Raw genomic sequence first — 20611 nt, 5'->3', positions numbered from 1 at the left:
TCAGACCGCGCAGAGATCCATAGGGACGTCCCGAAGCCGCTACGGAAGCTCGGATATCAGCTTGGTCCACTCGGCCTCGGGCCAGGCCCGTGATGTGCAGGTCCGTATGTTTCCCTGAGAACTGAGGGCAAGCGCGAGTTTCGTGATGTTGTCGCCAAGAGGCGCTTCGGCGAGGAGAAGGATGTCATGCTCGCCGGAGGTGAGATAGACCTCCTTGATCTCGACACCGAGCGTCTTGGCGAGTTCTTTCGCTGCTCGGCTGCGCTTGGGAGCGTCCTTGACACTTCGAATTCCCTGGTCGGTCCAGTCGATCCTCACTATGAATGTCGCCATGTCGTCCTCCAAGGGTTAAGCACTGCCCTTGTCTGCCGCGCGTGCGGCAGGCCAACCTGCTTCATGTTGAAGTTGAGGGAGCGCCACATAAGGCAGGCGCTGCTTTCAGATTGCGATGCCTGCCGACGGCCTGACCGCTGCCCGTTCCTTCAAACGGCGACGTCGGCCCGTCCCGTCTAAGGGCAACTTGCCGCAGATTACGCCATGTCCCTTGCTTGAGAAAGAGGGCTCCCCGCGTTGTGATCGGGACCGCGTAAGCGAGGGCGCCGCGTCAAGATCACACCCTCTGCGCAAGGATGTGGCCGCGGACCTTCGCGCGCCGGACAGCTATCCGATGCAAGTCAGGTGTGGGTGTAGTCACCGGGTTTCAACCCGAGCGCCTTGACAGCCGCTTCGGGAAGCGGCCCCAACGCTTCGACCGTTTCATTCGGGGCCATCATGTCCGCAATGATCGCCGTGGCCTTTGCCGCGTCTCCTTCGGCCACGAAGAAGACCGAGCGAACCGGCGGGCCGCCGTCCAACGGCGCAGTTGTTACGAGGACAACCTGACCATGTGCCATGCTCTCTTATACAGCAGTCGCGGCGCTGTTCCACGGATACTGTCGATCGATCCTCACGGCCCGGCCGCTGGCGCGTGCGCCAAGAGCGATGCTGCCACGGTATTGCATCGTCGCGGCCCGAACACCAAATAGTTGAACGTGGGAGGCAGAACCGCTCCTGGAGTGAGCGCGTGGCCAGCAAAAGAGCGAACGAAGAGCTCCCCGTCATTGCGCGCTTTGAGGTGCGCCGCCGCAATTACCTCGCGCCCGACGGCTCGATAGAACGGCCGCTTCCTGCCTTCGCCACCGATGCCAAGCTGCTGGTCGAACTCTACCGGTCGATGGTGCTGTTGCGTCTGTTCGACCGAAAGGCTGTTGCATTGCAGCGCACTGGTCGGCTGGGAACCTATGCCATTTCGCTCGGCCAGGAGGCGGTGTCGGTCGGCATCGCGAGTGCGATGCGGGAGGATGACGTTCTGTTGCCCTCCTATCGCGACAACGGCGCGTTGCTCTGGCGTGGCGTCGCGCTGGAGGAGATCCTGCTGTTCTGGGGCGGCGATGAACGCGGCAATCAATTCTCCGGTCCGGTGCACGATTTCCCGTTCTGCGTTCCCGTCGGATCACAGGCGCCGCATGCCGCCGGCGTTGCCTACGCCCTGAAGTTGCGCAAGGAGCCGCGCGTGGCCGTCTGCATGTTCGGCGACGGCGCCACCTCGAAAGGCGATGTCTACGAGGCAATGAATTTCGCCGGCGTTCACAAATTGCCGCTCGTGTTCGTCGCCACCAACAATCAATGGGCCATATCGGTGCCGTTGCGTCTGCAGACGGGTTCCGAGACGCTAGCGCAGAAGGCCATCGGCGCCGGGTTCAGCGGCGAGCAGGTGGACGGGAGTGACGTGGTGGCGATGCGCGCCGCGGCCGAGGAGGCCATCGCCGCTGCCCGCGACGGCAAGGGCCCTCACTTCATCGAAGCGGTCACCTATCGGCTCGGCGATCACACGACGTCAGATGATGCATTGCGCTATCGTTCGGCCGAAGAAGTCCAGGCGCATTGGAAGGAAGAGCCGATCGCGCGCCTCAGGTCCTATCTTGTGGGTCAGAAGATGTGGACCAAGGCGGACGAGGAGCGGCTTGCCGCCGAGTGCCATGAGCGCATCGAGGCGGCGGTGGAGCGCTATCTGAAGACACCGCCACGCCGAGCAGAAACCATGTTCGACAACCTCTATGCCGATCTGCCCGAGGCGTACGCCGCGCAGCGTCGCGAACTCGCGGGAGAGGACGATGCCTGAAGTCACGTTGGTCGAAGCCATCAATCGGGCGCTCGGCCGCGCGATGGCGGATGATCCCGATGTGGTCGTGCTCGGCGAGGATGTCGGCGTCAATGGTGGCGTCTTCCGCGCGACCGTCGGCTTGCAGGAGCGCTTCGGTCCGGAGCGCGTCCTCGATACGCCGCTTGCCGAACTCCTGATCAGCGGGCTTTGCGTCGGCATGGCCGCGCAGGGACTGAAGCCGGTCGGCGAAATCCAGTTCATGGGATTTATCTATCCCTGTCTCGATCAGCTCGTGAACCACGCATCACGGATGCGCAACCGTACCCAGGGACGGCTCACTTGTCCGATGGTTCTGCGCACGCCGCATGGCGCCGGCATTCGCGCACCCGAGCATCATTCCGAGAGCACTGAGGCGATGCTGGCCCACATTCCGGGCTTGCGTGTCGTGATACCTTCGTCGCCGGAGCGCGCCTATGGACTTCTCCTCGCCGCGATCCGCGATCCCGATCCGGTGGTGTTCCTGGAGCCGACGCGGTTGTACCGCGCCGTGAAAGGTGAGGTCGAGGACAACGGCGAAGCCTTGCCGATGGATCGCGCCTTTGTCGAGAGGGAAGGTCGCGACGTCACGCTGATCAGCTGGGGTGCGATGCTAAAGGAAACGATGGCCGCAGCGGACGCGCTCGCCGACGAGAGCATCGCTGCCGAGGTTATCGACCTCGCCACGCTCAAGCCCTACGATGAAAACACCGTGCTCAGGTCGGTCGCAAAGACCGGGCGCTGCGTCATCGTGCACGAGGCCGCGCACACCGGCGGATTTGGCGCGGAGATCGCAGCCATAATCGCCGAGCGCGGACTATCCTCGCTGCTCGCACCCGTGACCCGCGTCACCGGCTACGACACGATTATCCCGATGGCCCGCCTTGAGCAACGCTACATGCCGTCGGTCGAACGCATCGTGATCGCAGCCCGGAAGGCGCACCAGTACAACTGACCACCAACGGACCTTGTGCCATGCGCCAGTTCACGTTGCCGGACCTTGGTGAAGGTCTTGAAGAAGCCGAGATCGTCACCTGGTACGTCAACGAGGGCGATCACGTCGTGACCGATCAGCCGCTCGTTTCGGTCGAGACCGACAAGGCGGTGGTCGAGATACCGGCGCCGTCGAGCGGACGCATCGCGCGCCTGTTCGGTGCCAAGGGCGATATCGTGAAGGTCGGCGCGCCGCTCGTCGAGTTTGCCGAGGACGCCGGGCAGGACACCGGCACGATCGTGGGCGAACTCGACACCGGCGAGCAGCGGCCGGCGCCAGCAACGGCTTCGCCGCCCAGCGGGCGGGGAGCCCAAGTGTTTCCGGCAGTGCGTGCCCTTGCGCGCAAGCTTGACGTCGCGCTCGATCTCGTCGAGGCGACCGGGCCCGGCGGCACCATCACGCGGGCCGATGTCGAGAGGGCGGCGAAGCGGATGTCTCACAGCGGACCTGCCGAGCCGCTGCGCGGCTTGCGCCGCGCGATGGCCCAACGCATGGCGGCAGCGCATGCGGAAATCGTCCCCGCGACGGTCACCGATGAAGCCGACATCGACGATTGGCGGCAGGGCGAGGACGTGACAATCCGCCTGGCGCGGGCGATCGCCGCTGCTTGCAAGGCAGAGCCCGCGCTCAATGCCTGGTATCATTCCGGTACGGGAGAACGGCGCCTGATCGGGCGCATCGATCTCGGCATCGCCGTCGACACGGGCGGCGGCCTGATCGTTCCCGTGCTGCGCAATGTCGCGGAGCGGAGCGTATCGGACCTGCGGGCCGGACTCGACCGTCTGCGAGCCGACGCAATCGCGCGCGCGATACCCCCGGAGGAACTGCGCGGTGCGACGATCACATTGTCGAACTTCGGCATGATCGGAGGCCGGTTTGCTAATCTCATCATCGTGCCGCCGCAGACGGCGATCGTCGGCGCCGGGCGGATTTCGGAGCGCGTGGTCGCGCTTCGGGGGCAGGTTGCGGTCCGACGCACGCTGCCGCTATCGCTGACCTTCGATCATCGGGTGGTGACGGGCGGCGAAGCTGCCCGTTTCCTAGTTGTCCTCAAATCCGACGTTGAGCGCATTTCGTGACATCACTCATTCGCGAGACAGGCAGGAGCGTCACGGCTCCTGGCTTCGTCCCGCAGGTGCATCGACGAGGAAGGCCTCGTCGACGGGCACGCCGAGCGCTGTAACCAGCCGGTTGGTTTCGGCGGCCATGCCGACGATTGCCAGCATTTCCTGATATTCGGCGTCGGTCATGCCCTTGGCGCGGGCGCTCGCGGTGTGTGAGTGAATGCAGTAGCTGCAGCCGTGGGCCACCGAGACGGCGACGTAGAGCATCTCCTTGACCTTCGGTTCGAGCGCACCGGGTGCCATCACCTCCTTGATGCTCTCCCAGGTCCGCCGCAGGGTCTTCGGATCATGCGCCAGCGCGCGCCAGAAATTGTTGACGAAGTCCGAGTTCCGCGTCTTGCGGATGTCGTCGAAGACGGCGCGTGCCTCCGCCGAGAGTTCGTCGTCGGAAAGCAGTTTTACGGTGGCCATGGCTTGTCTCGCTGGTTCGGTTTGCAGCAGCGATCATAGCACCCCTGCCGTCATTTCGAGGAGCGAAACGACGAAGCAATCCGAGCCTCCGCAAGCGGTCAGATGGATTGCTTCGCGGAGCCTGTCATCGGGCGCGCGTTCGCGCGACCCGTTGGCTCGCAATGACGGACGCGGAGAGGGACCAGCTCTACGACTGCGTCTGGCTCTGCCACTGGCCGGGACGGCCGGCCTGGTCGACCTTGACCGCGACCGTCAGCGTCTCGTTGCCGCCGCCATAGCGGGTGCCGCGGACCGGGGCGGCGCCGAGATAGTCGAGGCCGATCGCGACGCGGGCATGGGCGTCGGTGGTGCAGATGCCGTTGGCGGCATCGAAGCCGATCCAGCCGAGATCGGGCACGAAGGCCTCGGCCCAGGCGTGGCCGGCCTGCTGGTTGACCATGCCGTCGGAGCGCAAGAAGTGGCCGGAGACGAACCGCGCCGGAACGCCGCCGGCGCGCGCGCAGGCGATCAGGATATGCGCGTAGTCCTGGCAGACGCCGCGCTTCAGCGCGAACGCCTCGGCGGCCGAGGTGGCGCTGTTGGTCGGGTCCTCGTCGAAGGTCATGTGCTCGTAGATCTGCACCATCAGCGCGTGCAGGAAGCCGAGCACGTCGCCGCCGGCCTCGGTGCGCAGCTCGCGCACGATGGCCGTCATCGCCGGGTTGAGGTCGGTCAGCGGTGTGGTGCGCAGGAACAGGCTCGGCGGAAACCGCTCGTCGGTGCCCTTCAGTACGCCGCCGGTGTCGTGGGTCTCGACCAGGCCTTCGCAATGGATCGTGAGGTCACTGATCGAACCATGCGTCAGCACATGGGTGACGTTGCCGAAGGCGTCCTCATGAGTGTCGAGCCGGGAGTCGGTCGAGACGTCGATCTGCCAATCCGCGACATACTGGCCGTCATGGCTGCCGGGCGTCATCCGCAGAATCTGGATCACGCCCGAGGCCGCCGGCTCGTAGCGATAGGTGGTGGTATGGGCTATCCGCAGGCGCATGGCTCAACCGGTGTTCAATCGGTTTTTTCAGGACAGGACTGTCATGCCCGGACCCTTCCCGGGCACCCACGTCTTTCTTCCTAATCGGCCGCGAAAGCAAGATGTGGATGGCCGGGTCACCTATGTTACGAAAGACGCGCTTCGCGCTTTTGCCCGGCCATGACGAGATTTTGCCTCAAAACCGGTCAGATCAGATACTGCTTGGTGATGATCTCGCCCAGCCGTGAGTTGTCCGCGATGAACTCCTGGATGAATTCGTGCACGCCGTGCTGGAAGATATCGTCCATGTTGCTGTGCTCGAGCCGGTTCCTGATGCCGCGGGCATGGCGTTGCGAGGCGCCCTGGCGGCCATAGGCGACGCCGATCTGGTCGAGGTTGCGCACGAGGTTGCTGTAGCAGCTGGCAAGCGAGCGCGGCAGCGTATCGTTGAGGATCAGGAGGTCGGCGATCAGCCAGGGTTTTAAGGTTTCCCGGTAGACCCAGTGATAGGCTGTTGTCGCCGACACCGAGCGCAGGATCGAGGTCCACTGATAGTAATCCAGCGGGCCGCCGACATGCTCCTCCTCGGGTAACAGCATGTGATACTTCACGTCGAGAATCCGCGCGGTGTTGTCGGCGCGCTCGAGATGGACCCCGAGCCGCGAGAACCAGTAGGCGTCGTTGCGCAGCATGGTGCGGTAGGCCGAGCCGTCGAAGCGCAGCGAGGTCTCCTGCACGAAGCGCAGGAATTTGGCCAGCTCCTCGCGGTTGGCGGGACCCTTGTTCCAGACCGCCTGCAGTTCGATCCAGGCCGAATTGATGGTGTCCCACATCTCCGACGTCAGCGCGGTGCGCACCGAGCGTGAATTGAGCCGCGCCGCCTCGATGCAGTTCTTGATCGAGGACGGATTTTCCGACGAGAAGGACAGATATTCGATGACGTTCCGCTCGTTGGCTTCCTCATAGTGATCGTAGAAGCTCGCGCCGACGCCGGCGGTGAGCAGCGCGGAATCCCACTCATTGGTCTTGCCGACATAGGCCGCGGGCAGCGCGGTGACGCGCAACGTCGCATCGATGGTGCGCGCCAGATATTCGGCGCGTTCGACATAACGGGCCAGCCAGAACAGGTTTTCGGCGGTGCGCGACAGCATGCGATAGTCCCTACAAGACGAAACGTGTTTCACCTCCCCCTGAAAGGGGGAGGTCGACGCGCAGCGGCGGGTGGGGGTCTTCTCTCCATTCGGCGTATGCGGCCGACCCCCACCCCGACCCTCCCCCTTGCAGGGGGAGGGAGGGCTCGCGCAGCGCGTTTGGCTTCAAATCACTCACTCAGTATCCAGGTGTCTTTGGTGCCGCCGCCCTGGCTCGAATTGACGACGAGCGAGCCTTCCTTCAGCGCGACGCGGGTCAGCCCGCCGGGCACGATGGTGGTGTGGCTGGAGCCGGTCAGCACGAACGGGCGCAGGTCGACATGGCGCGGCGCCAGCCCCTTGTCGGTGCAGGTCGGGCAAGTCGACAGCGCCAGCGTCGGCTGGGCGATGAAGCTTTCCGGCTCGCGCTTGAGCTTGTCGCGGAACGCCTCGATGGTCGCCTTGGTGGCGGCGGGGCCGATCAGCATGCCGTAGCCGCCCGAGCCGTGCACCTCCTTGACGACGAGGTCGGCGAGGTTGTCGAGCACATAGGACAGATCCTGCGCTTCGCGGCAGCGCCAGGTCTGCACGTTCTTCAGGATCGGCTCCTCGCTGAGGTAGAACTTCACGATATCAGGCATGTAGGAATAGATCGCCTTGTCGTCGGCGATGCCGGTGCCGACCGCATTGGCGAGCGTGATGTTGCCGGCGGCGTAGGCCGACATCAGTCCGGGGACGCCGAGCGCGGAGTCCGGCCGGAAGGTGAGGGGATCGAGAAAATCGTCGTCGACGCGGCGGTAGATCACGTCGACCCGCTTCAGCCCCTCGGTGGTGCGCATGAACACCTCGTCGTTCTTGACGATGAGGTCGCGCCCCTCGACCAGCTCGATGCCGAGCTTGTCGGCGAGGAAGGAGTGCTCGTAATAGGCCGAGTTGTAGACGCCCGGCGTCATCAGCGCGACCGTTGGCTCGGCGGAGGCGCTGTGCGGCGCCACCGACCGTAGCGCCGACAGCAGCTCGTCCGGATAACGCTCCACGGGCGCGACGCGGTGCCGCGCGAACAGGTCCGGAAACAACCGCATCATGATCTCGCGGTTTTCCAGCATGTAGGACACGCCGGATGGCGTGCGCGCATTGTCCTCCAGCACGATGAAATTGTCGGGATCGGTGCGGATGATGTCGATGCCGGCGATGTGGACGTAGATGTCGTGCGGCACGTCCTGGCCGTTCATCTCCGGCCGGAACACCGGGTTCTGGAAGATCAGGTCCTCGGGGATGACGTTGGCGCGCAAGATGTCGCGGCCGTGATAGATGTCCTTCAAGAACATGTTGAGCGCGAGCACGCGCTGCTTGAGGCCCTTCTCCAGCAGCGTCCACTCGGTCGCCGACATGATGCGGGGGATCACGTCGAACGGGATCAGCCGCTCCTGGGCCTCGGCATCGCCATAGACCGCGAAGGTGATGCCGATCCGGCGGAACAGCAGCTCCGCTTCCTGGCGTCGATATTCGAGCGCATCCGGCGGCGTCTCTTTGAGCCAGCGGGAGAGCTCCTGGTAGGCCGGGCGGAGATCCTCGCCGAGGCCGTTCATCTCATCGAACGCGACTGCCATATAGCCCGACTGCCCTCCAAAGCCATGTGACACAGTGCATGACTTGATGGGATGGTAGCAAGGGGCGGGCCAGCGCGATATGCATTGGCTTGCGGCATTTGCTATGGGTGAGGTGGAAGGCCTGCCCGAAAAACCGGCTGAGGTCTGCTTAATTCGGCGGCAAAACCCCGTGACATCAAGGCATTGGATCGGCAATGTCCGGGGATCAAGTTAGGGAATGAGACCATGAGCGAGATCGTCACGGCGGGGATATTGGTGATCGGCGACGAGATCCTGTCCGGCCGGACCAAGGACAAGAACATCGGCTTCATCGCCGAATACCTGACCAACATCGGCATCGACCTGAAGGAGGTCCGCGTCGTCGCCGATGACGAGGCCGACATCGTCTCCGCCCTTGATGCGCTGCGGCATAGGTACACCTACGTGTTCACCACCGGCGGCATCGGGCCGACCCATGACGACATCACCGCCGACAGCGTGGCGAAGGCGTTCGGGGTCGATATCCACCATCACCCCGAGGTGGTGGCGCGGTTCAGGGAGCGCTGGAGCGAGCAGGACCTCAACGAAGCGCGGCTGCGCATGGCCCGGGTGCCTGACGGCGCCGAACTGATTCAGAGCGCGACCATCCTGGCGCCGGGCTTCAAGCTCGGCAATGTCATCGTGATGGCCGGCATCCCCACCATCATGCAGGCGATGATGGACATCGTGGCGCCGACCCTGAAATCCGGCGTGCGGATGCTGTCGGACTCGGTCAGGGCCGACGCAAGGGAGGGCGACATCGGCGGCCCGCTGCGGGCGATCGCGGAAGCCAATCCCGACACCATCATCGGCAGCTATCCGTTCCAGGACGAGAATCAGAAGCCGAACACCAATCTCGTGGTCCGCTCGCGCGATCCGGAAAAGCTCGCAGCCGCAATGGCTGCGGTGAAGGAGATGCTGAAGCAAGTGCAGGCCGCGCAGAAGAAGCCGGCGGGTTGAGACGATATGGTTGAACGAAATTCCGAACCGAGTGCACAGGAGCGAGCCGGCAGGCCGTTCCCGGTCTCGTGGGATCAATTCCACCGGGACTGCCGGGCGCTGACCTGGCGGCTCAACGAGGTCGGCCCGTTCCATGCGGTGATCGCGATCACCCGCGGTGGGCTGGTGCCGGCGGCAATCGTGGCGCGCGAGCTCGGCTTGCGGATCATCGATACCGTCTGCGTCGCCAGCTACGACCATGACAAGCAGGGCGATCTGAAAGTGCTCAAGGGCATTTCGGAGCAGACCGCCAAGCTCGGCGGCGGCACCGGCAAGGGGCTGTTGATCGTCGACGACCTCGTCGATACCGGCAAGACCGGCAGGCTGGTGCGCCAATTGCTGCCCGATGCGCATTTCGCGACCGTGTACGCCAAGCCGAAGGGCCGGCCGCTGGTCGACACGTACATCACCGAGGTGTCGCAGGACACCTGGATCTACTTTCCCTGGGACACCGCGCTGTCGTTCCAGCCGCCGATCCGCGACGGGGCGGCGTAGATCGTCACCTCGCCCCGCTTGCGGGGAGAGGTCGGATTGCATGGAGCGAAGCGCAATGCGATCCGGGTGAGGGGGACTCACCGCGAGCTCGTCTCTCACTATCTTTGTGGAGCAGCCCCTCACCCCACCCTCTCCCCGCAAGAGCGGGGCGAGGGGGAAGTAAGAAACATGCCCCTGCAAAATCGCGTCACTCCATCAGGCGACATCGTCGCCTCAGACCGTCGCGGCACCTTCACCGGCAATCGCGGCATCATCCACGATCCCGCGACGCGCAGGCTTCTGAACAAGCGCTGGTCGTCGCCGGCGTGGCTCACCTGCGTCTGCGAGTTCAGGGGACGGCGGCGCGAGGTGATGAGCCGGCAGAGCTGGACCGAGCTGTTCTTCCTCGATGAGGCCACCGCGTTCGCGGCCGGACACCGGCCGTGCTTCTACTGCCGGCGCGACGATGCCAAGCGGTTTCGCGGCTGCTGGGAGCAGGGCAACGGTGTAAGCGATCTCAGCGCCAAGGCGATGGATGCGGTGCTGCACGCCGAGCGGCTCGACCGCGGCAAGAAGCGGCTGCATCCGCCGCCGACGCGATTGCGCGACTTGCCCGACGGGACGATGGTGCAGGCGAGCGGGGACAGCTACCTCGTCGCCGACGGCGCCACGCTGCGCTGGTCGTTCGCCGGTTACAGCCGGGCCGACGTACCCGAGCCGGCCATGCTGCTGACGCCGCCATCGACGGTGCGCGCCTTCCAGGCCGGCTACCGGCCCGTGTTGCATCCGAGCGCGATGGCCGTTCTGGGTTGATCTACCGGCGGAGTCCTTACGCCAGCCGCTGCCGCGCCAGCTTGGCCCCGGCGCCCAGCGCGATCAGCTTGGCTTCCGCGATGTCCCGCCGCATCGGCGCCATGCCGCAATTGGTGGTCGCGATGATGTTGCCCTTCGGCACGTGCTTCGCGACCGCCTCGATCACCTTGACGACGTCCTCAGCGGTCTCGATCTCGTCGCTGGCGACGTCGATCACGCCGGCCTGCACGATCTTGCCGGGGAGCGCCGCGAGCAGTTCGATCGGTACCTTCGAGTTGCGGCATTCGATCGCGACCTGCTGGATCGTGCTCTTGTCGATGACGGGGAAGGTCTCCTCATATTGCCGCCACTCGCCGCCAAGCGTCTGCTTCCAGTCGGTGTTGGCCTTGATGCCGTAGCCGTAGCAGATGTGCACGGCGGTGGCGCAGCTCAGGCCTTCGGCGGCGCGCTCCAGCGCCTTGATGCCCCAGTCGCGCACCTGGTCCATGTAGACGTTGAAGGCGGGTTCGTCGAACTGGATCATGTCGACGCCGTCGGCTTCGAGCGCCTTGGCTTCCTGGTTCAACAGCTCGGCGAAAGCGAAGGCCATCTTCACGCGGTCGCCGTAATACTTGTCGGCGATGGTGTCGATGATGGTCATCGGCCCGGGCAGGGTGAACTTCAGTTTGTTCTTGGTGTGGGCGCGCGCCGCACGCGCTTCGCCTTCATGGACGCGCCCCTTGAGCTGCAACGGCGCGACCACCTGCGGCACCATCGCCTTATAGCGGTCCTTGCGGATGCCCATCTCGACCTTGTGGGCGAAATCGATGCCCTCGATCCGCTCGAGGAAGCCGTGCACGAAATGCTGGCGCGCCTGCTCGCCCTCGGTGACGATGTCGACGCCGGCATCCTCCTGCAGCTTGACCGCGAGCACCGTGGCATCGCGCTTGGCGCGGGCGAGCTCGGCGCCCTCCGACTTCCAGGGTGCCCACAGCATGTTCGGCTCCGCCAGCCATTCCGGCTTCGGCAGCGAGCCTGCGATCGTGGTTGGAAACAGCATGGGTGCCTCCCGTTGGGTTCTGATTGAGGGCCTGTGTGCCATGTCTTAAGGTCGGCGTACAGAACAACGAAACGCAGCAGCTTTCACATCGAAAGCCAATGGCCGGTCCCTGATATCATCAGCGCCTCGGGTCCGCGGTAGTCGCACGGATCGAGGGAGATCCAGATCGCCGACTGATCTTCGAACGAAATGATGCAGGCCGCTGACGGCGTGAGATCAAATTTCTCGACGGCTTTGCCGATCTGCTCGCAAAGACGATTCCGGAATTGCTCGTCTCCATTGCAGCTCGTCATCCCATCCACCCGTACTTCAACCTTTGTCAGGGGTGAAATCGTGGTACGGCCGAAGTGAAGTTGCCAGTAGTCAGCGACGAACGTGACGCTCTCGAGAGTTTCGCCGTCCAGCCAGTAGTCGTGGATTGGTCGCGTATTTGATGAAATGCCGCATGATATACCGTTCGTGCATCGCGAGCCGCAATTGGCCTGAGTACACGCGGTCCGCCGTCCGGAGGATACACAAGCTCCCAGAATTTTCGTGTCTTTGGGTCACGAAACAGTGTGTCCCACCCATATTGATGATCGCCGACAGATTCGAGCCCCGAAATTACCTTGTCGATTTCGATGTCGGTCATAATATGCGGCTCGGTCTGATCACACGATCAGTCCGCAAGATATCAGACCTTAGCCAAGCTGACAGCCGAGTTGTTCATGATCGATCTGCACTACGCGCCGACGCCGAACGGCTGGAAGATCTCGATCATGCTGGAGGAACTGAGGCTGCCTTACAGGGTGATCCCGGTAAACATCCGCGCCGGCGAGCAGTTTCGGCCCGAATTCCTGGCGATCAGCCCGAACAACCGGATCCCCGCCATCGTCGATCATGAACCGGCCGACGGCGGCGGGCCGTTCTCGGTGTTCGAGACCGGCGCGATCCTGATCTATCTCGCCGACAAGACCGGCCGTTTCCTGTCGCGGGAGTTGCGCGCGCGGTCGAACGTCATCCAGTGGGTGATGTGGCAGATGGGCGGTCTCGGGCCGATGCTCGGCCAGTACGGCCATTTCGCGCTCTATGCGGCCGAGAAGATTCCCTACGCGATCGAGCGCTACCGCGACGAGACCGCGCGGCTCTACGGCGTGCTCGACCGCCAGCTCGGCAGGACCGGCACCTACATCGCCGGCGACGACTATTCGATCGCCGACATCGCCTGCTTCCCCTGGACCATGACCCACAAGGCGCAGGGTTTCACCCTCGACGATTTTCCGAATATCAAGCGCTGGTACGCCACCGTGCGCGCCCGGCCGCAGGTGCAGGCGGGCCTTGCGATCGGAAAATTCGTCAAGGAGCCGTTTGACGAGGAATCGCGCAAGAACATGTTCGGCCAGCGTGCGAAGGAGCTGGTCGAGAAGAAATGATGCCCGTTATTCCGCGGCGCGACACGGTCGCGAGCCCTGCGCCTTGCGGCGCATCCCGGAATGACGAGAATGAACGTGGAAAAGACAAAGGAAACGCCAATGATCGAATTCTTCTTCGACTGCTCCAGCCCGTGGACCTATCTCGCCTGGCACAACATCCAGCCGATCGCGAAGGAGTTCGACACGCCGATCACCTGGCGGCCGATCCTGGTCGGCGGAATCTTCAACACCGTCAATCCGTCGGTCTACGCGCAGCGCGAGAAGCCGGTGCCGCTGAAGGCGCGCTACATGAAGAAGGACCTCGCCGACTGGGCGCACTCGGCAGGCCTTGCGATCAAGATGCCGCCGACCGTATTCCCCGTGAACAGCGTCAAGGCGATGCGCGGCTGCATCCTTCTCGGCAACGAGAAGATGGTGCCGTTCGCGCGCGCGGTGTTCGAGGCCTATTGGGGTGACGACAAGGACATCTCGCAGGATGCGGTGCTGAGCGAGATCTGCAGCAAGCTCGGGATCGATCCGGCGCAATTCCTTGCCGGCATCGGCGACCAGGCGATCAAGGATCAGCTCAAGGCCAACACCGAGGAGGTGATGGCGCGCGGCGGCTTCGGTTCGCCGACGATCTATCTCGACAAGACCGACATGTATTTCGGCAACGATCGCCTGCCGTTGATCCGCGAGGCGCTGGCACGCCTCAAGGCGCGGGCCGCCTGATGCCGAAAGCCGTCGTTTGCCGCGAACTCGGCCCGCCCGAGCGCCTACAGCTCGAGAACTTTGCCTCGGTGCCTTTGAAGCCGGGCCAGGTGCGGGTTGCGATCCGGGCCGCCGGGATCAACTTCCCCGACATCCTGATGGCCGCCGGCGAGTATCAGCTCAAGCCCCCGCTGCCGTTCACGCCGGGTTCGGAAGCCGCCGGCGATGTCGTTGAGGTCAATGCAGCATCCGGTGTCGCCTTCGGCGACAAGGTGATCGTCAAGATGCGCTTCGGCGCCTATTGCGACGAGACGGTTGCAACGCCGTCGCAGCTCGTGCCGGTACCGTCGACCTTCGACTACGCGGAAGGCGCGACCTTCTTGGCCGCGCACGGCACCGCGTATCACGCGCTGATCGATCGCGGGCAGATCAAGCCGGGCGAGGTGCTGCTGGTGCATGGCGCCGGCGGCGGCGTCGGGCTTGCCGCGGTCGAGATCGGCAAGCTGCTCGGCGCCACCGTGATCGCCGCGGCTTCGAGCGAAGAGAAGCTTGCAATCGCCAAGGCGCGCGGCGCGGATCATCTCGTGCTCTACGCGCGCGAGCCGTTCCGCGATGCGGTCAAGCGGCTCACCGACGGCCGCGGCGCCGATGTCGTGTTCGATCCCGTCGGCGGCGAGGTGTTCGAGAATTCGATGCGCTGCATCAACTGGGGCGCGCGGATTCTCGTCGTCGGCTTCACCGGCGGCATCGGTCTTGCCCGCACCAATCTGTTGATGATCAAGGGCGCGAGCGTGCTCGGCGTCCGTGCCGGCGAGGCGGTGCGCAAGGATCCCGCGCTCGGCGAGGTCAGGTTCAAGGCGCTGAGCGAATGGGCCGAGGCCGGCCGGGTGCGGCCGAATATCTCGCACCGGCTGCCGCTGGAAGACTATGCGAAGGCGATGCGGCTGTTGATCGAGCGCAAGGCGATCGGGCGCGTAGCGCTGCTGACGAGGCCGTGAAACCACAGCGCCCAAATTCAGCGGTGCAGCCAAATGACGCGAAGGGCCCGGCGTTCAGGGAATCGAACCCGGGTCCGTCGCGTGATATCCTCTGCCGGCTGAACGTCGCTACAGGGGGAGGATGACATGCGTATCGCTGTGATGGCGGCCGGTGCCCTCGGCGGTTATTTCGGAGCACGTATGGCCGCGGCAGGACACGACGTGTTCTTTATCGCACGCGGCTCCAACCTCGAGGCGATCAGAAAAAACGGTCTCAAGGTCGAGAGTGTGCTTGGCAATCTTCATTTGCCCGAACCCAACGTGACCAATGATCCTGCCACGGTCGGCCCGGTCGATATCGTGCTGTTCGCGGTCAAGCTTTGGGACAGCGAGACGGCAGCCAGGTTGTCTCTGCCTCTGATCGGACCCCGCACCCGGGTGATCCCGTTGCAGAACGGTGTCGATAGCGCGGAGAGGATTGCCCCGATTCTCGGCGCCGACAACGTGGTCGCCGGAAGTGCCTACATTGCAACGGTGCTGTCCGCGCCTGGCGTCGTCACCCACACGAGCCAGTTCGCGCGCATGGTCTGCGGCAGAACCGACGGTAAGCCCGATGAGGGCCTCAAGGCCTTTGCCGACGCCGCTCATGCGGCCGGCATCGATATCTCGGTGTCCGACGGGATTGACCGGGAGCGCTGGCAGAAATTTGTATTCCTCGTCGGACTATCAGGCGCGACCGCAACGACCCGCCAGCCGCTGGGGCCGATCCTGGCCGACCCTGATACGCGAGCGTTCTTTTACAGCCTGATGAGCGAGGTGGTCGCGGTCGGCCGTGCCAGGGGCGTTCCGATTCCGGAGGATTTTGCCGAGGATCGAATGAAATTCGCGGAAGCCTCGCCGCCCACCTTCAAGGCTTCCATGCTGCACGATCTCGAACGCGGCAACCGGCTCGAACTCGACTGGCTCGCCGGAAAGGTCGTGGAGTTCGCCCGCCCGCTTGGCATTCCTACGCCAGCCAACAATGCCGTCTATGCCATGCTCAAGCTGCACAGGATGGGTAACGCCCACGCCTAGGCCGTGTACCCATAAACCCAGCGACGTGATGCGACGAACGCAATGTCCGCTTTGCCCCTGCAGCGACCGGGTTCGTGCGGCAGCGCAATACGTTGCGATGGGCCAGAAGCTGACTCGTGGTTTCGAACGTTTCAGTGGCACACCAGTCCGTGGGACACAGGGAACGGCGCGTGGCGAGTCGAGCTAATGACCCGCCATCGCTTACAGGCAATCCGTCGGCCGTTTGATGCAGCCTCCACTCTGAACGAGTGGCGAACTAGTCAGCTCCGATCGCTTTAACTCGCTGGGGTTTTTTCATATCCAGCAACGGCACTGGATTGTCTGGGCGTTGGAGATTGGGCCTCCAATCGTTCGAGCCGCCGCCGGGAGCACGCTTCATGCTGGGATAGTCAACGATGGACTTGTTGAACTCCATCACGACTGGCACGATTAGCGCCCCGAGCCAGCTGTTGTCCTGTCCAGCATATCTGCCCGGTGAGGTCTGAGGCAGACGCGACGGTACAGCACCATTAAACACCATATCGTACTTCTCGAACGGATCCATGGTCAAATTGTAGGCTGCTCCAATTGAGCCGAGGTTTTGTTCCGGTCCCAACCATGTATCCTTTGCAGTCCACAGATACTTCCACGCGATGCTGAGGTCTGGATTGGTTGGATCACCGGCGATGTCGGTACGTGCTCCCATAAAGTTCTCGCCGTCGATATAAACCCACGACCGTCGTGCTGAGTGCTTCGATCGACCGAGGATGTACTCGCTGTTGTCGATGCTATCAAAGTAAATGGGCTTGCCGTTGTTGTCGGTCCAGGCGCCGTGCGGCGGCGCGGTCAGGCCGACCATTTTGGCGAGCGTCGCCCAGCAGTCGATATGCGACATCATTTCATGGTACTGCGCGCCCGCCGGGATGTGTGCGGGCCACCACATCAACCCGGGTACCCGCCAACCGCCTTCAAATGCAGTACCTTTTTCGCCGCGGAAAGGGGTGGTGCCGGCGTCGGGATAGGCATCCTGCCACGCGCCGTTATCTGCTGTCACGATGACGATGGTGTCAGGCGCTTCGGCACGGATCGCATCCATTATCCGCCCGATATTATCATCAAGTTCAAGGAGCGAATCCGAGTAGTCGCCAAGATGCGACTTGCCAGCAAATTTCGCTGAAGCATTGGTCGGATTGTGCATCTTCATGAAGTTTACATCCATGAAGAACGGCTTGGAGTCCTTGGCGTGTTTCTTGATATAGTCGATTGCATAGTCGGCCTGGCGGACATCGAAGTCGGCAAGACGGTCATATGTGATGTATTCGTCTCGCTTCGCTGGCTGCCCCGCCGCTCCCTCCCATTCGTACATGTTCACAATCTCAAAATATTCTTTTGCGAACTCCGGGTTGTAGGAGGGGAACCACGGATGAAACCACTTCGAGGTATCGGCATAAGTGTAGACGCCTGGATAATATGCCGCGAAAGCCTTCATCTCATCGAAGCCATGCTCAATCGGATAAGCCTCAGGTTTGTCGCCGAGATGCCATTTGCCGGAAAAGTAAGTCGAGTAGCCATTCCTACTGAAGAACTCGGCGATGGTTGGCGTCTCCTTCTTAAGCGCATTTTCGTCGCCCGGGACGACCACGATCGACAGCGCGGTGCGAATCGGAATCCGCCCAGTCATGAACGAGGCGCGCCCTGCGGTGCAGCTTGCTTGACCGTACCAACTGGTGAACGTCGCGCCTTCCTTTGCGATGCGATCGATGTTCGGCGTCGGATGGCCAAGTGCAGAGCCGCCGCCACTATAGGCGCCGAAATCGTTCCAACCAGTGTCGTCAGTCATCAGCATGACGATATTGGGCCGTTTTTGCTGTTGCGCGGTGGCCGGCATGGTAACCATCGTTGCCGCAGCGACGCCCACAAACAGACCACTACATAACGTGAGTCCGATCTTCATAGGAATCCTCCGTTTAACCTAGCGCTTGACGGCGGGCAGAAAAGCGACGTCGGCCTGCCCGTCCAAATTCGTTGGAGAGTTTGTGCGATACTCTGGGACAAGCGGCCGGTCCTTAGGCTGGCCGCTTGCTCTGGCGATCTCGGATCGCGGTGCGGGCATGCGACTAGTCGCTGGCGCCGGCCGTCCTCATGTCCTTTACTCGCTGCATGACCTGTTCCAGGTTGTAGCTGGCAGGGTCCTGCAGCGGCGGGAATTTGATGAAAGTCTCAAGGTGCCTCAACCACAACTGCTGCCCGATGGGCAGCATGTTCCAGTCATAGACATAGGCGGTTGACGGAGACGCGATCGCCCCGGCCATGCCGAACAGCGTCTTCTGCTGTTCGCCAACGGAGGTCTCGAAGGGATCACGCTTGATGTTGACGACCTGGGTCCAAGAGTAGGGCCGCACACCATTGATGAAGCCCGACGGTGCGTCGGAGACCATCGCGAAGTACATCTTCCAGTTCTTGTAGCGGACCGCCGACGGCTCCTTGCCGGAGTAATACAAGAAGTGGTCGCGAGGCGACTTGTCGGACTTGCCGCTTAGGTAATCGGTCTGATTAATACCGTCGAGGGTGGTCTTGACCATATTGGGATAGCCGGCCTCGACCTGTTGCTTCAGTGCGTCGCCTTTGGGCCCGCCGCAGATCTCGACGAAAGTCGGGAGCCAGTCGAGGGCGGAAAACATATCGTTCTTGATCGTGCCGGGCTTGATGACGCCAGGCCAACGGACCACCATCGGAGCGCGCATGCCGCCTTCCCAGGTGCTGAGCTTACCGCCCTTGAACGGCGTGGTGCCGCCGTCCGGGAAGGTGATGGTCTCGGCGCCGTTGTCGGTGGTGAATACGACGATCGTGTTGTTGAGTTGGCCCATGTCTTCGAGCTTCTTCAGCACGACGCCGATGTTGTCATCCATCTGCTTCATGCCGGCTTCGTTGACGCCCCAATCCTTGCCGCCGGGCTCGCCCACCATCGCCAGGTACTTGTCCGGCAGCACGGTCGTGATGTGCATGCGCGCCGGGTTGTACCAGACGAAGAAAGGCTTGTTGGTCTTCTTCGGGTCATTGCGATCGAGGAAGTCTACGACCTTCGCCGAGATTTCCTCATCCACGGTCTTCGACCGCTCGAGGGTCAGCGGGCCCTCATCCTTGCACATCATGTTTTTTGCAGTGCCGTCGGAGGACTTGCACGCCAGCATTGGCCGCGGCGGCGTCAGGCAGATCGTGGTCTTCGGATCCACAGCGCCAGGGACCTCGGCGACGCCCGGGATCGGTGTGTTCTGGCATGGCGGGGCAAGGGTCTGCAGGGTCGGGGTTTTGTTGATGTCCGGGAAGCTCACACCTTGCATGGCGTCGAGGTGATAGAGATAGCCCCAGTACTCCTGGAAGCCTTGCGCGGTCGGCAGCGACTCGGTGTGGTCGCCGAGATGGTTCTTGCCGAATTCGCCGGTGGTGTAGCCGAGATCGAGCAGGAACTTGGGAAGCGTCGGCGTCCCCGTCCGCAGATAAGATGGACTGCCGGGAATTTCTGGCAAAACCATGCCGACGCGAACCGGCTGCATGCCGGTGATGAAGGCTGTACGCCCTGCCGTGCAGCTCTGTTCGGCGTAATAGTTCGTGAACATCGCGCCTTCATTGGCGATGCGGTCGATGTTCGGCGTCTCTCCGACCATCAATCCGCGGTGGTAGATGCTTGGCTGCATCCACCCGATATCGTCACCCATGATGAAAAGGATGTTGGGCTTCTGCTGCTGCTGCTGTGCCGCAGCGGGCATACTCGTCAGCCCCGTCAACGACAATGACACCAGCGTCGTCACTCCAAGGAATGTAGTGGTGGCCCGCTTGTGCCAACCAGTCGTCTTCGGCACGTTCGCTTTAGCTCGTGACTTGTTCTTGAGAATGCAATCAAACATGGTCACTCTCCCGGTTGCAGTGCACGTCATCCACCGGAAGCAAACTTCTAGTTCTCGAAAGTTTCTGCTCTTGATCCAGATCAAGCCGAACAACCACAGAATGCAGGTTGCGACGCGGTGTTCGCGCTTCCGTCAGTGATGCTGACGTTGAAGGGCATTTCGCTCATCCGTCGTTTTCGACCTGACAATTGTCGGAGCTGACATCCAAAGTCTCCCACCCGATGTCCGGCTCGGGTCATTTTCGACGGATTCAGCGGGGTTGTCGGCAGGTTGATGTCCGCTTCTACCCCGTGAGCGCCGAACCGGGGCCGGGCCGGAAGCGTTGCGCTTGGACGGACCCTGTGATTCAAACTCCCAAACTGGGGGGCGAATGATACGCTACGAACTCGCCGACTATGAATGGGTGGCCATCAAGCCCATGCTGCCGAACAAGCCGCGTGGCGTTCCTCGGGTAAACGACCGGCGTGTCCTCAACGGCATCTTCTGGGTCCTGCGATCCAAGGCACCTTGGCGCGATTTGCCGGATCATTTTTGCCCCAACACGACCTGCTATAACCGTTTCGTCCGCTGGCGGCGGGCTGGTGTCTGGGGCCACATCATAGACGCACTTGCCGTTGCCCACGCCGCCGCTGTCCAGATGATCGACACCTCCATTGTCCGTGTCCATCAGCATGGAGCCTGCATCACACGAAACCAGCGCCAATCGATGGGGAGGTCACGCTGCGGCTTAACGAGCAAAATTCAACTCGCGTCAATCAGGTTATGGCGGCGCCT

General features: G+C 62.8%; 19 protein-coding genes and 1 pseudogene. 11 read left to right on the top strand and 9 right to left on the bottom strand.

Annotated features, from left to right (window positions below; genetic code table 11):
• Positions 1-39: 39 nt before the first annotated feature.
• Both QA639_RS27395 and QA639_RS27390 read right to left on the bottom strand, forming a co-directional pair.
• Positions 40-333, bottom strand: coding sequence for a GYD domain-containing protein (locus QA639_RS27395; protein WP_244978502.1), 294 nt, complete (start codon positions 331-333; stop codon positions 40-42).
• A gap of 341 nt (positions 334-674) precedes the next feature.
• Positions 675-893, bottom strand: coding sequence for a hypothetical protein (locus QA639_RS27390; RefSeq protein ID WP_028336082.1), 219 nt, complete (start codon positions 891-893; stop codon positions 675-677).
• Between the two features lie 74 nt (positions 894-967).
• Between QA639_RS27390 and pdhA the strand changes: the two genes are divergently transcribed.
• From pdhA to QA639_RS27375, 3 genes are read left to right on the top strand one after another with little or no spacing between them, the layout of a single operon-like run.
• Positions 968-2161, top strand: coding sequence for a pyruvate dehydrogenase (acetyl-transferring) E1 component subunit alpha (gene pdhA / locus QA639_RS27385; RefSeq protein WP_283087723.1), 1194 nt, complete (start codon positions 968-970; stop codon positions 2159-2161).
• Positions 2154-3134 (top strand): alpha-ketoacid dehydrogenase subunit beta, encoded by a 981-nt coding sequence (locus QA639_RS27380; protein WP_157343317.1) that lies wholly within the window; start codon positions 2154-2156, stop codon positions 3132-3134. Before pdhA ends, QA639_RS27380 begins: the two co-directional genes overlap by 8 nt.
• A 20-nt stretch (positions 3135-3154) precedes the next feature.
• Positions 3155-4252 carry a dihydrolipoamide acetyltransferase family protein gene (locus QA639_RS27375; RefSeq protein WP_157343319.1) on the top strand — a complete coding sequence of 366 codons (1098 nt, stop codon included), beginning with the start codon at positions 3155-3157 and terminating at the stop codon, positions 4250-4252.
• Between the two features lie 30 nt (positions 4253-4282).
• Here QA639_RS27375 and QA639_RS27370 read toward each other — a convergent pair whose 3' ends face one another.
• The 4 genes from QA639_RS27370 to QA639_RS27355 form a co-directional block, all read right to left on the bottom strand.
• On the bottom strand, positions 4283-4708 hold the full coding sequence (locus tag QA639_RS27370; RefSeq protein WP_028336086.1) for a carboxymuconolactone decarboxylase family protein: 426 nt from the start codon (positions 4706-4708) through the stop codon (positions 4283-4285).
• 187 nt (positions 4709-4895) lie between these two features.
• Positions 4896-5738, bottom strand: a complete 843-nt coding sequence (locus QA639_RS27365) for a transglutaminase family protein (RefSeq protein WP_157343321.1) — start codon at positions 5736-5738, stop codon at positions 4896-4898.
• 185 nt (positions 5739-5923) lie between these two features.
• A complete protein-coding gene (locus QA639_RS27360; protein ID WP_018272359.1) occupies positions 5924-6868 on the bottom strand; it encodes an alpha-E domain-containing protein in 945 nt (314 codons plus the stop codon).
• 170 nt (positions 6869-7038) lie between these two features.
• Positions 7039-8457 (bottom strand): circularly permuted type 2 ATP-grasp protein, encoded by a 1419-nt coding sequence (locus QA639_RS27355; RefSeq protein ID WP_157346387.1) that lies wholly within the window; start codon positions 8455-8457, stop codon positions 7039-7041.
• A gap of 225 nt (positions 8458-8682) precedes the next feature.
• Between QA639_RS27355 and QA639_RS27350 the strand changes: the two genes are divergently transcribed.
• The 3 genes from QA639_RS27350 (at position 8683) to QA639_RS27340 (ending at position 10761) form a co-directional block, all read left to right on the top strand.
• The gene (locus tag QA639_RS27350) at positions 8683-9435 is read left to right on the top strand and encodes a competence/damage-inducible protein A (protein WP_028336089.1); all 753 of its coding nucleotides are present in this window, start codon (positions 8683-8685) and stop codon (positions 9433-9435) included.
• A 6-nt stretch (positions 9436-9441) separates the two neighbouring features.
• The gene (gene gpt, locus QA639_RS27345; RefSeq protein WP_028336090.1) at positions 9442-9969 is read left to right on the top strand and encodes a xanthine phosphoribosyltransferase; all 528 of its coding nucleotides are present in this window, start codon (positions 9442-9444) and stop codon (positions 9967-9969) included.
• A gap of 168 nt (positions 9970-10137) precedes the next feature.
• Positions 10138-10761, top strand: coding sequence for a hypothetical protein (locus QA639_RS27340; RefSeq protein ID WP_157346385.1), 624 nt, complete (start codon positions 10138-10140; stop codon positions 10759-10761).
• Between the two features lie 16 nt (positions 10762-10777).
• Here the strand turns inward: QA639_RS27340 and QA639_RS27335 are convergent, their stop codons facing one another.
• Complete coding sequence (locus tag QA639_RS27335) at positions 10778-11800, bottom strand: methionine synthase (RefSeq protein WP_157346383.1); 1023 nt, start codon at positions 11798-11800, stop codon at positions 10778-10780.
• Positions 11801-12507: 707 nt separating this feature from the next.
• Here QA639_RS27335 and QA639_RS27330 point away from each other — a divergent pair.
• The 4 genes from QA639_RS27330 (at position 12508) to QA639_RS27315 (ending at position 15953) form a co-directional block, all read left to right on the top strand.
• Positions 12508-13212, top strand: coding sequence for a glutathione binding-like protein (locus tag QA639_RS27330; protein ID WP_157346379.1), 705 nt, complete (start codon positions 12508-12510; stop codon positions 13210-13212).
• 99 nt (positions 13213-13311) lie between these two features.
• Positions 13312-13923: a 2-hydroxychromene-2-carboxylate isomerase gene (locus QA639_RS27325; protein ID WP_283087722.1), complete on the top strand. Its 612-nt coding sequence runs from the start codon at positions 13312-13314 to the stop codon at positions 13921-13923.
• Positions 13923-14900: an NADPH:quinone oxidoreductase family protein gene (locus tag QA639_RS27320; RefSeq protein WP_283087721.1), complete on the top strand. Its 978-nt coding sequence runs from the start codon at positions 13923-13925 to the stop codon at positions 14898-14900. The genes QA639_RS27325 and QA639_RS27320 overlap by 1 nt, the downstream gene beginning before the upstream one ends.
• Before the next feature lie 126 nt (positions 14901-15026).
• The gene (locus QA639_RS27315; protein ID WP_283087720.1) at positions 15027-15953 is read left to right on the top strand and encodes a ketopantoate reductase family protein; all 927 of its coding nucleotides are present in this window, start codon (positions 15027-15029) and stop codon (positions 15951-15953) included.
• Between the two features lie 256 nt (positions 15954-16209).
• Here QA639_RS27315 and QA639_RS27310 read toward each other — a convergent pair whose 3' ends face one another.
• Together QA639_RS27310 and QA639_RS27305 are read right to left on the bottom strand one after the other, a co-directional pair.
• Positions 16210-17886: an arylsulfatase gene (locus QA639_RS27310; protein ID WP_283087719.1), complete on the bottom strand. Its 1677-nt coding sequence runs from the start codon at positions 17884-17886 to the stop codon at positions 16210-16212.
• Positions 17887-18049: 163 nt separating this feature from the next.
• Complete coding sequence (locus QA639_RS27305; RefSeq protein ID WP_283090630.1) at positions 18050-19699, bottom strand: arylsulfatase; 1650 nt, start codon at positions 19697-19699, stop codon at positions 18050-18052.
• A 508-nt stretch (positions 19700-20207) separates the two neighbouring features.
• Between QA639_RS27305 and QA639_RS27300 the strand changes: the two are divergent.
• A pseudogene (locus QA639_RS27300) lies at positions 20208-20579 on the top strand (IS5 family transposase); the annotation flags it as partial.
• Between the last annotated feature and the right edge of the window lie 32 nt (positions 20580-20611).

Origin of the sequence: Bradyrhizobium pachyrhizi (assembly GCF_029714545.1) — a bacterium.
GTDB classification, from domain to species: Bacteria; Pseudomonadota; Alphaproteobacteria; order Rhizobiales; family Xanthobacteraceae; genus Bradyrhizobium; species Bradyrhizobium pachyrhizi.
This window is presented reverse-complemented; position numbering and strand designations above follow the sequence as displayed.

Bases quoted from the DNA above. Each gene is read 5' to 3' on its own strand.
- QA639_RS27395 (WP_244978502.1), bottom strand. From the start codon at position 333: ATGGCGACATTCATAGTGAGGATCGACTGGACCGACCAGGGAATTCGA.
- QA639_RS27325 (WP_283087722.1), top strand. From the start codon at position 13,312: ATGATCGAATTCTTCTTCGACTGCTCCAGCCCGTGGACCTATCTCGCC.
- QA639_RS27330 (WP_157346379.1), top strand. From the start codon at position 12,508: ATGATCGATCTGCACTACGCGCCGACGCCGAACGGCTGGAAGATCTCG.
- QA639_RS27370 (WP_028336086.1), bottom strand. From the start codon at position 4,708: ATGGCCACCGTAAAACTGCTTTCCGACGACGAACTCTCGGCGGAGGCA.
- QA639_RS27380 (WP_157343317.1), top strand. From the start codon at position 2,154: ATGCCTGAAGTCACGTTGGTCGAAGCCATCAATCGGGCGCTCGGCCGC.
- QA639_RS27305 (WP_283090630.1), bottom strand. From the start codon at position 19,699: ATGCCCGCTGCGGCACAGCAGCAGCAGCAGAAGCCCAACATCCTTTTC.
- QA639_RS27335 (WP_157346383.1), bottom strand. From the start codon at position 11,800: ATGCTGTTTCCAACCACGATCGCAGGCTCGCTGCCGAAGCCGGAATGG.
- QA639_RS27315 (WP_283087720.1), top strand. From the start codon at position 15,027: ATGCGTATCGCTGTGATGGCGGCCGGTGCCCTCGGCGGTTATTTCGGA.
- QA639_RS27355 (WP_157346387.1), bottom strand. From the start codon at position 8,457: ATGGCAGTCGCGTTCGATGAGATGAACGGCCTCGGCGAGGATCTCCGC.
- gpt (WP_028336090.1), top strand. From the start codon at position 9,442: ATGGTTGAACGAAATTCCGAACCGAGTGCACAGGAGCGAGCCGGCAGG.
- QA639_RS27365 (WP_157343321.1), bottom strand. From the start codon at position 5,738: ATGCGCCTGCGGATAGCCCATACCACCACCTATCGCTACGAGCCGGCG.
- QA639_RS27320 (WP_283087721.1), top strand. From the start codon at position 13,923: ATGCCGAAAGCCGTCGTTTGCCGCGAACTCGGCCCGCCCGAGCGCCTA.
- QA639_RS27390 (WP_028336082.1), bottom strand. From the start codon at position 893: ATGGCACATGGTCAGGTTGTCCTCGTAACAACTGCGCCGTTGGACGGC.
- QA639_RS27310 (WP_283087719.1), bottom strand. From the start codon at position 17,886: ATGAAGATCGGACTCACGTTATGTAGTGGTCTGTTTGTGGGCGTCGCT.
- QA639_RS27360 (WP_018272359.1), bottom strand. From the start codon at position 6,868: ATGCTGTCGCGCACCGCCGAAAACCTGTTCTGGCTGGCCCGTTATGTC.
- QA639_RS27375 (WP_157343319.1), top strand. From the start codon at position 3,155: ATGCGCCAGTTCACGTTGCCGGACCTTGGTGAAGGTCTTGAAGAAGCC.
- QA639_RS27340 (WP_157346385.1), top strand. From the start codon at position 10,138: ATGCCCCTGCAAAATCGCGTCACTCCATCAGGCGACATCGTCGCCTCA.
- QA639_RS27350 (WP_028336089.1), top strand. From the start codon at position 8,683: ATGAGCGAGATCGTCACGGCGGGGATATTGGTGATCGGCGACGAGATC.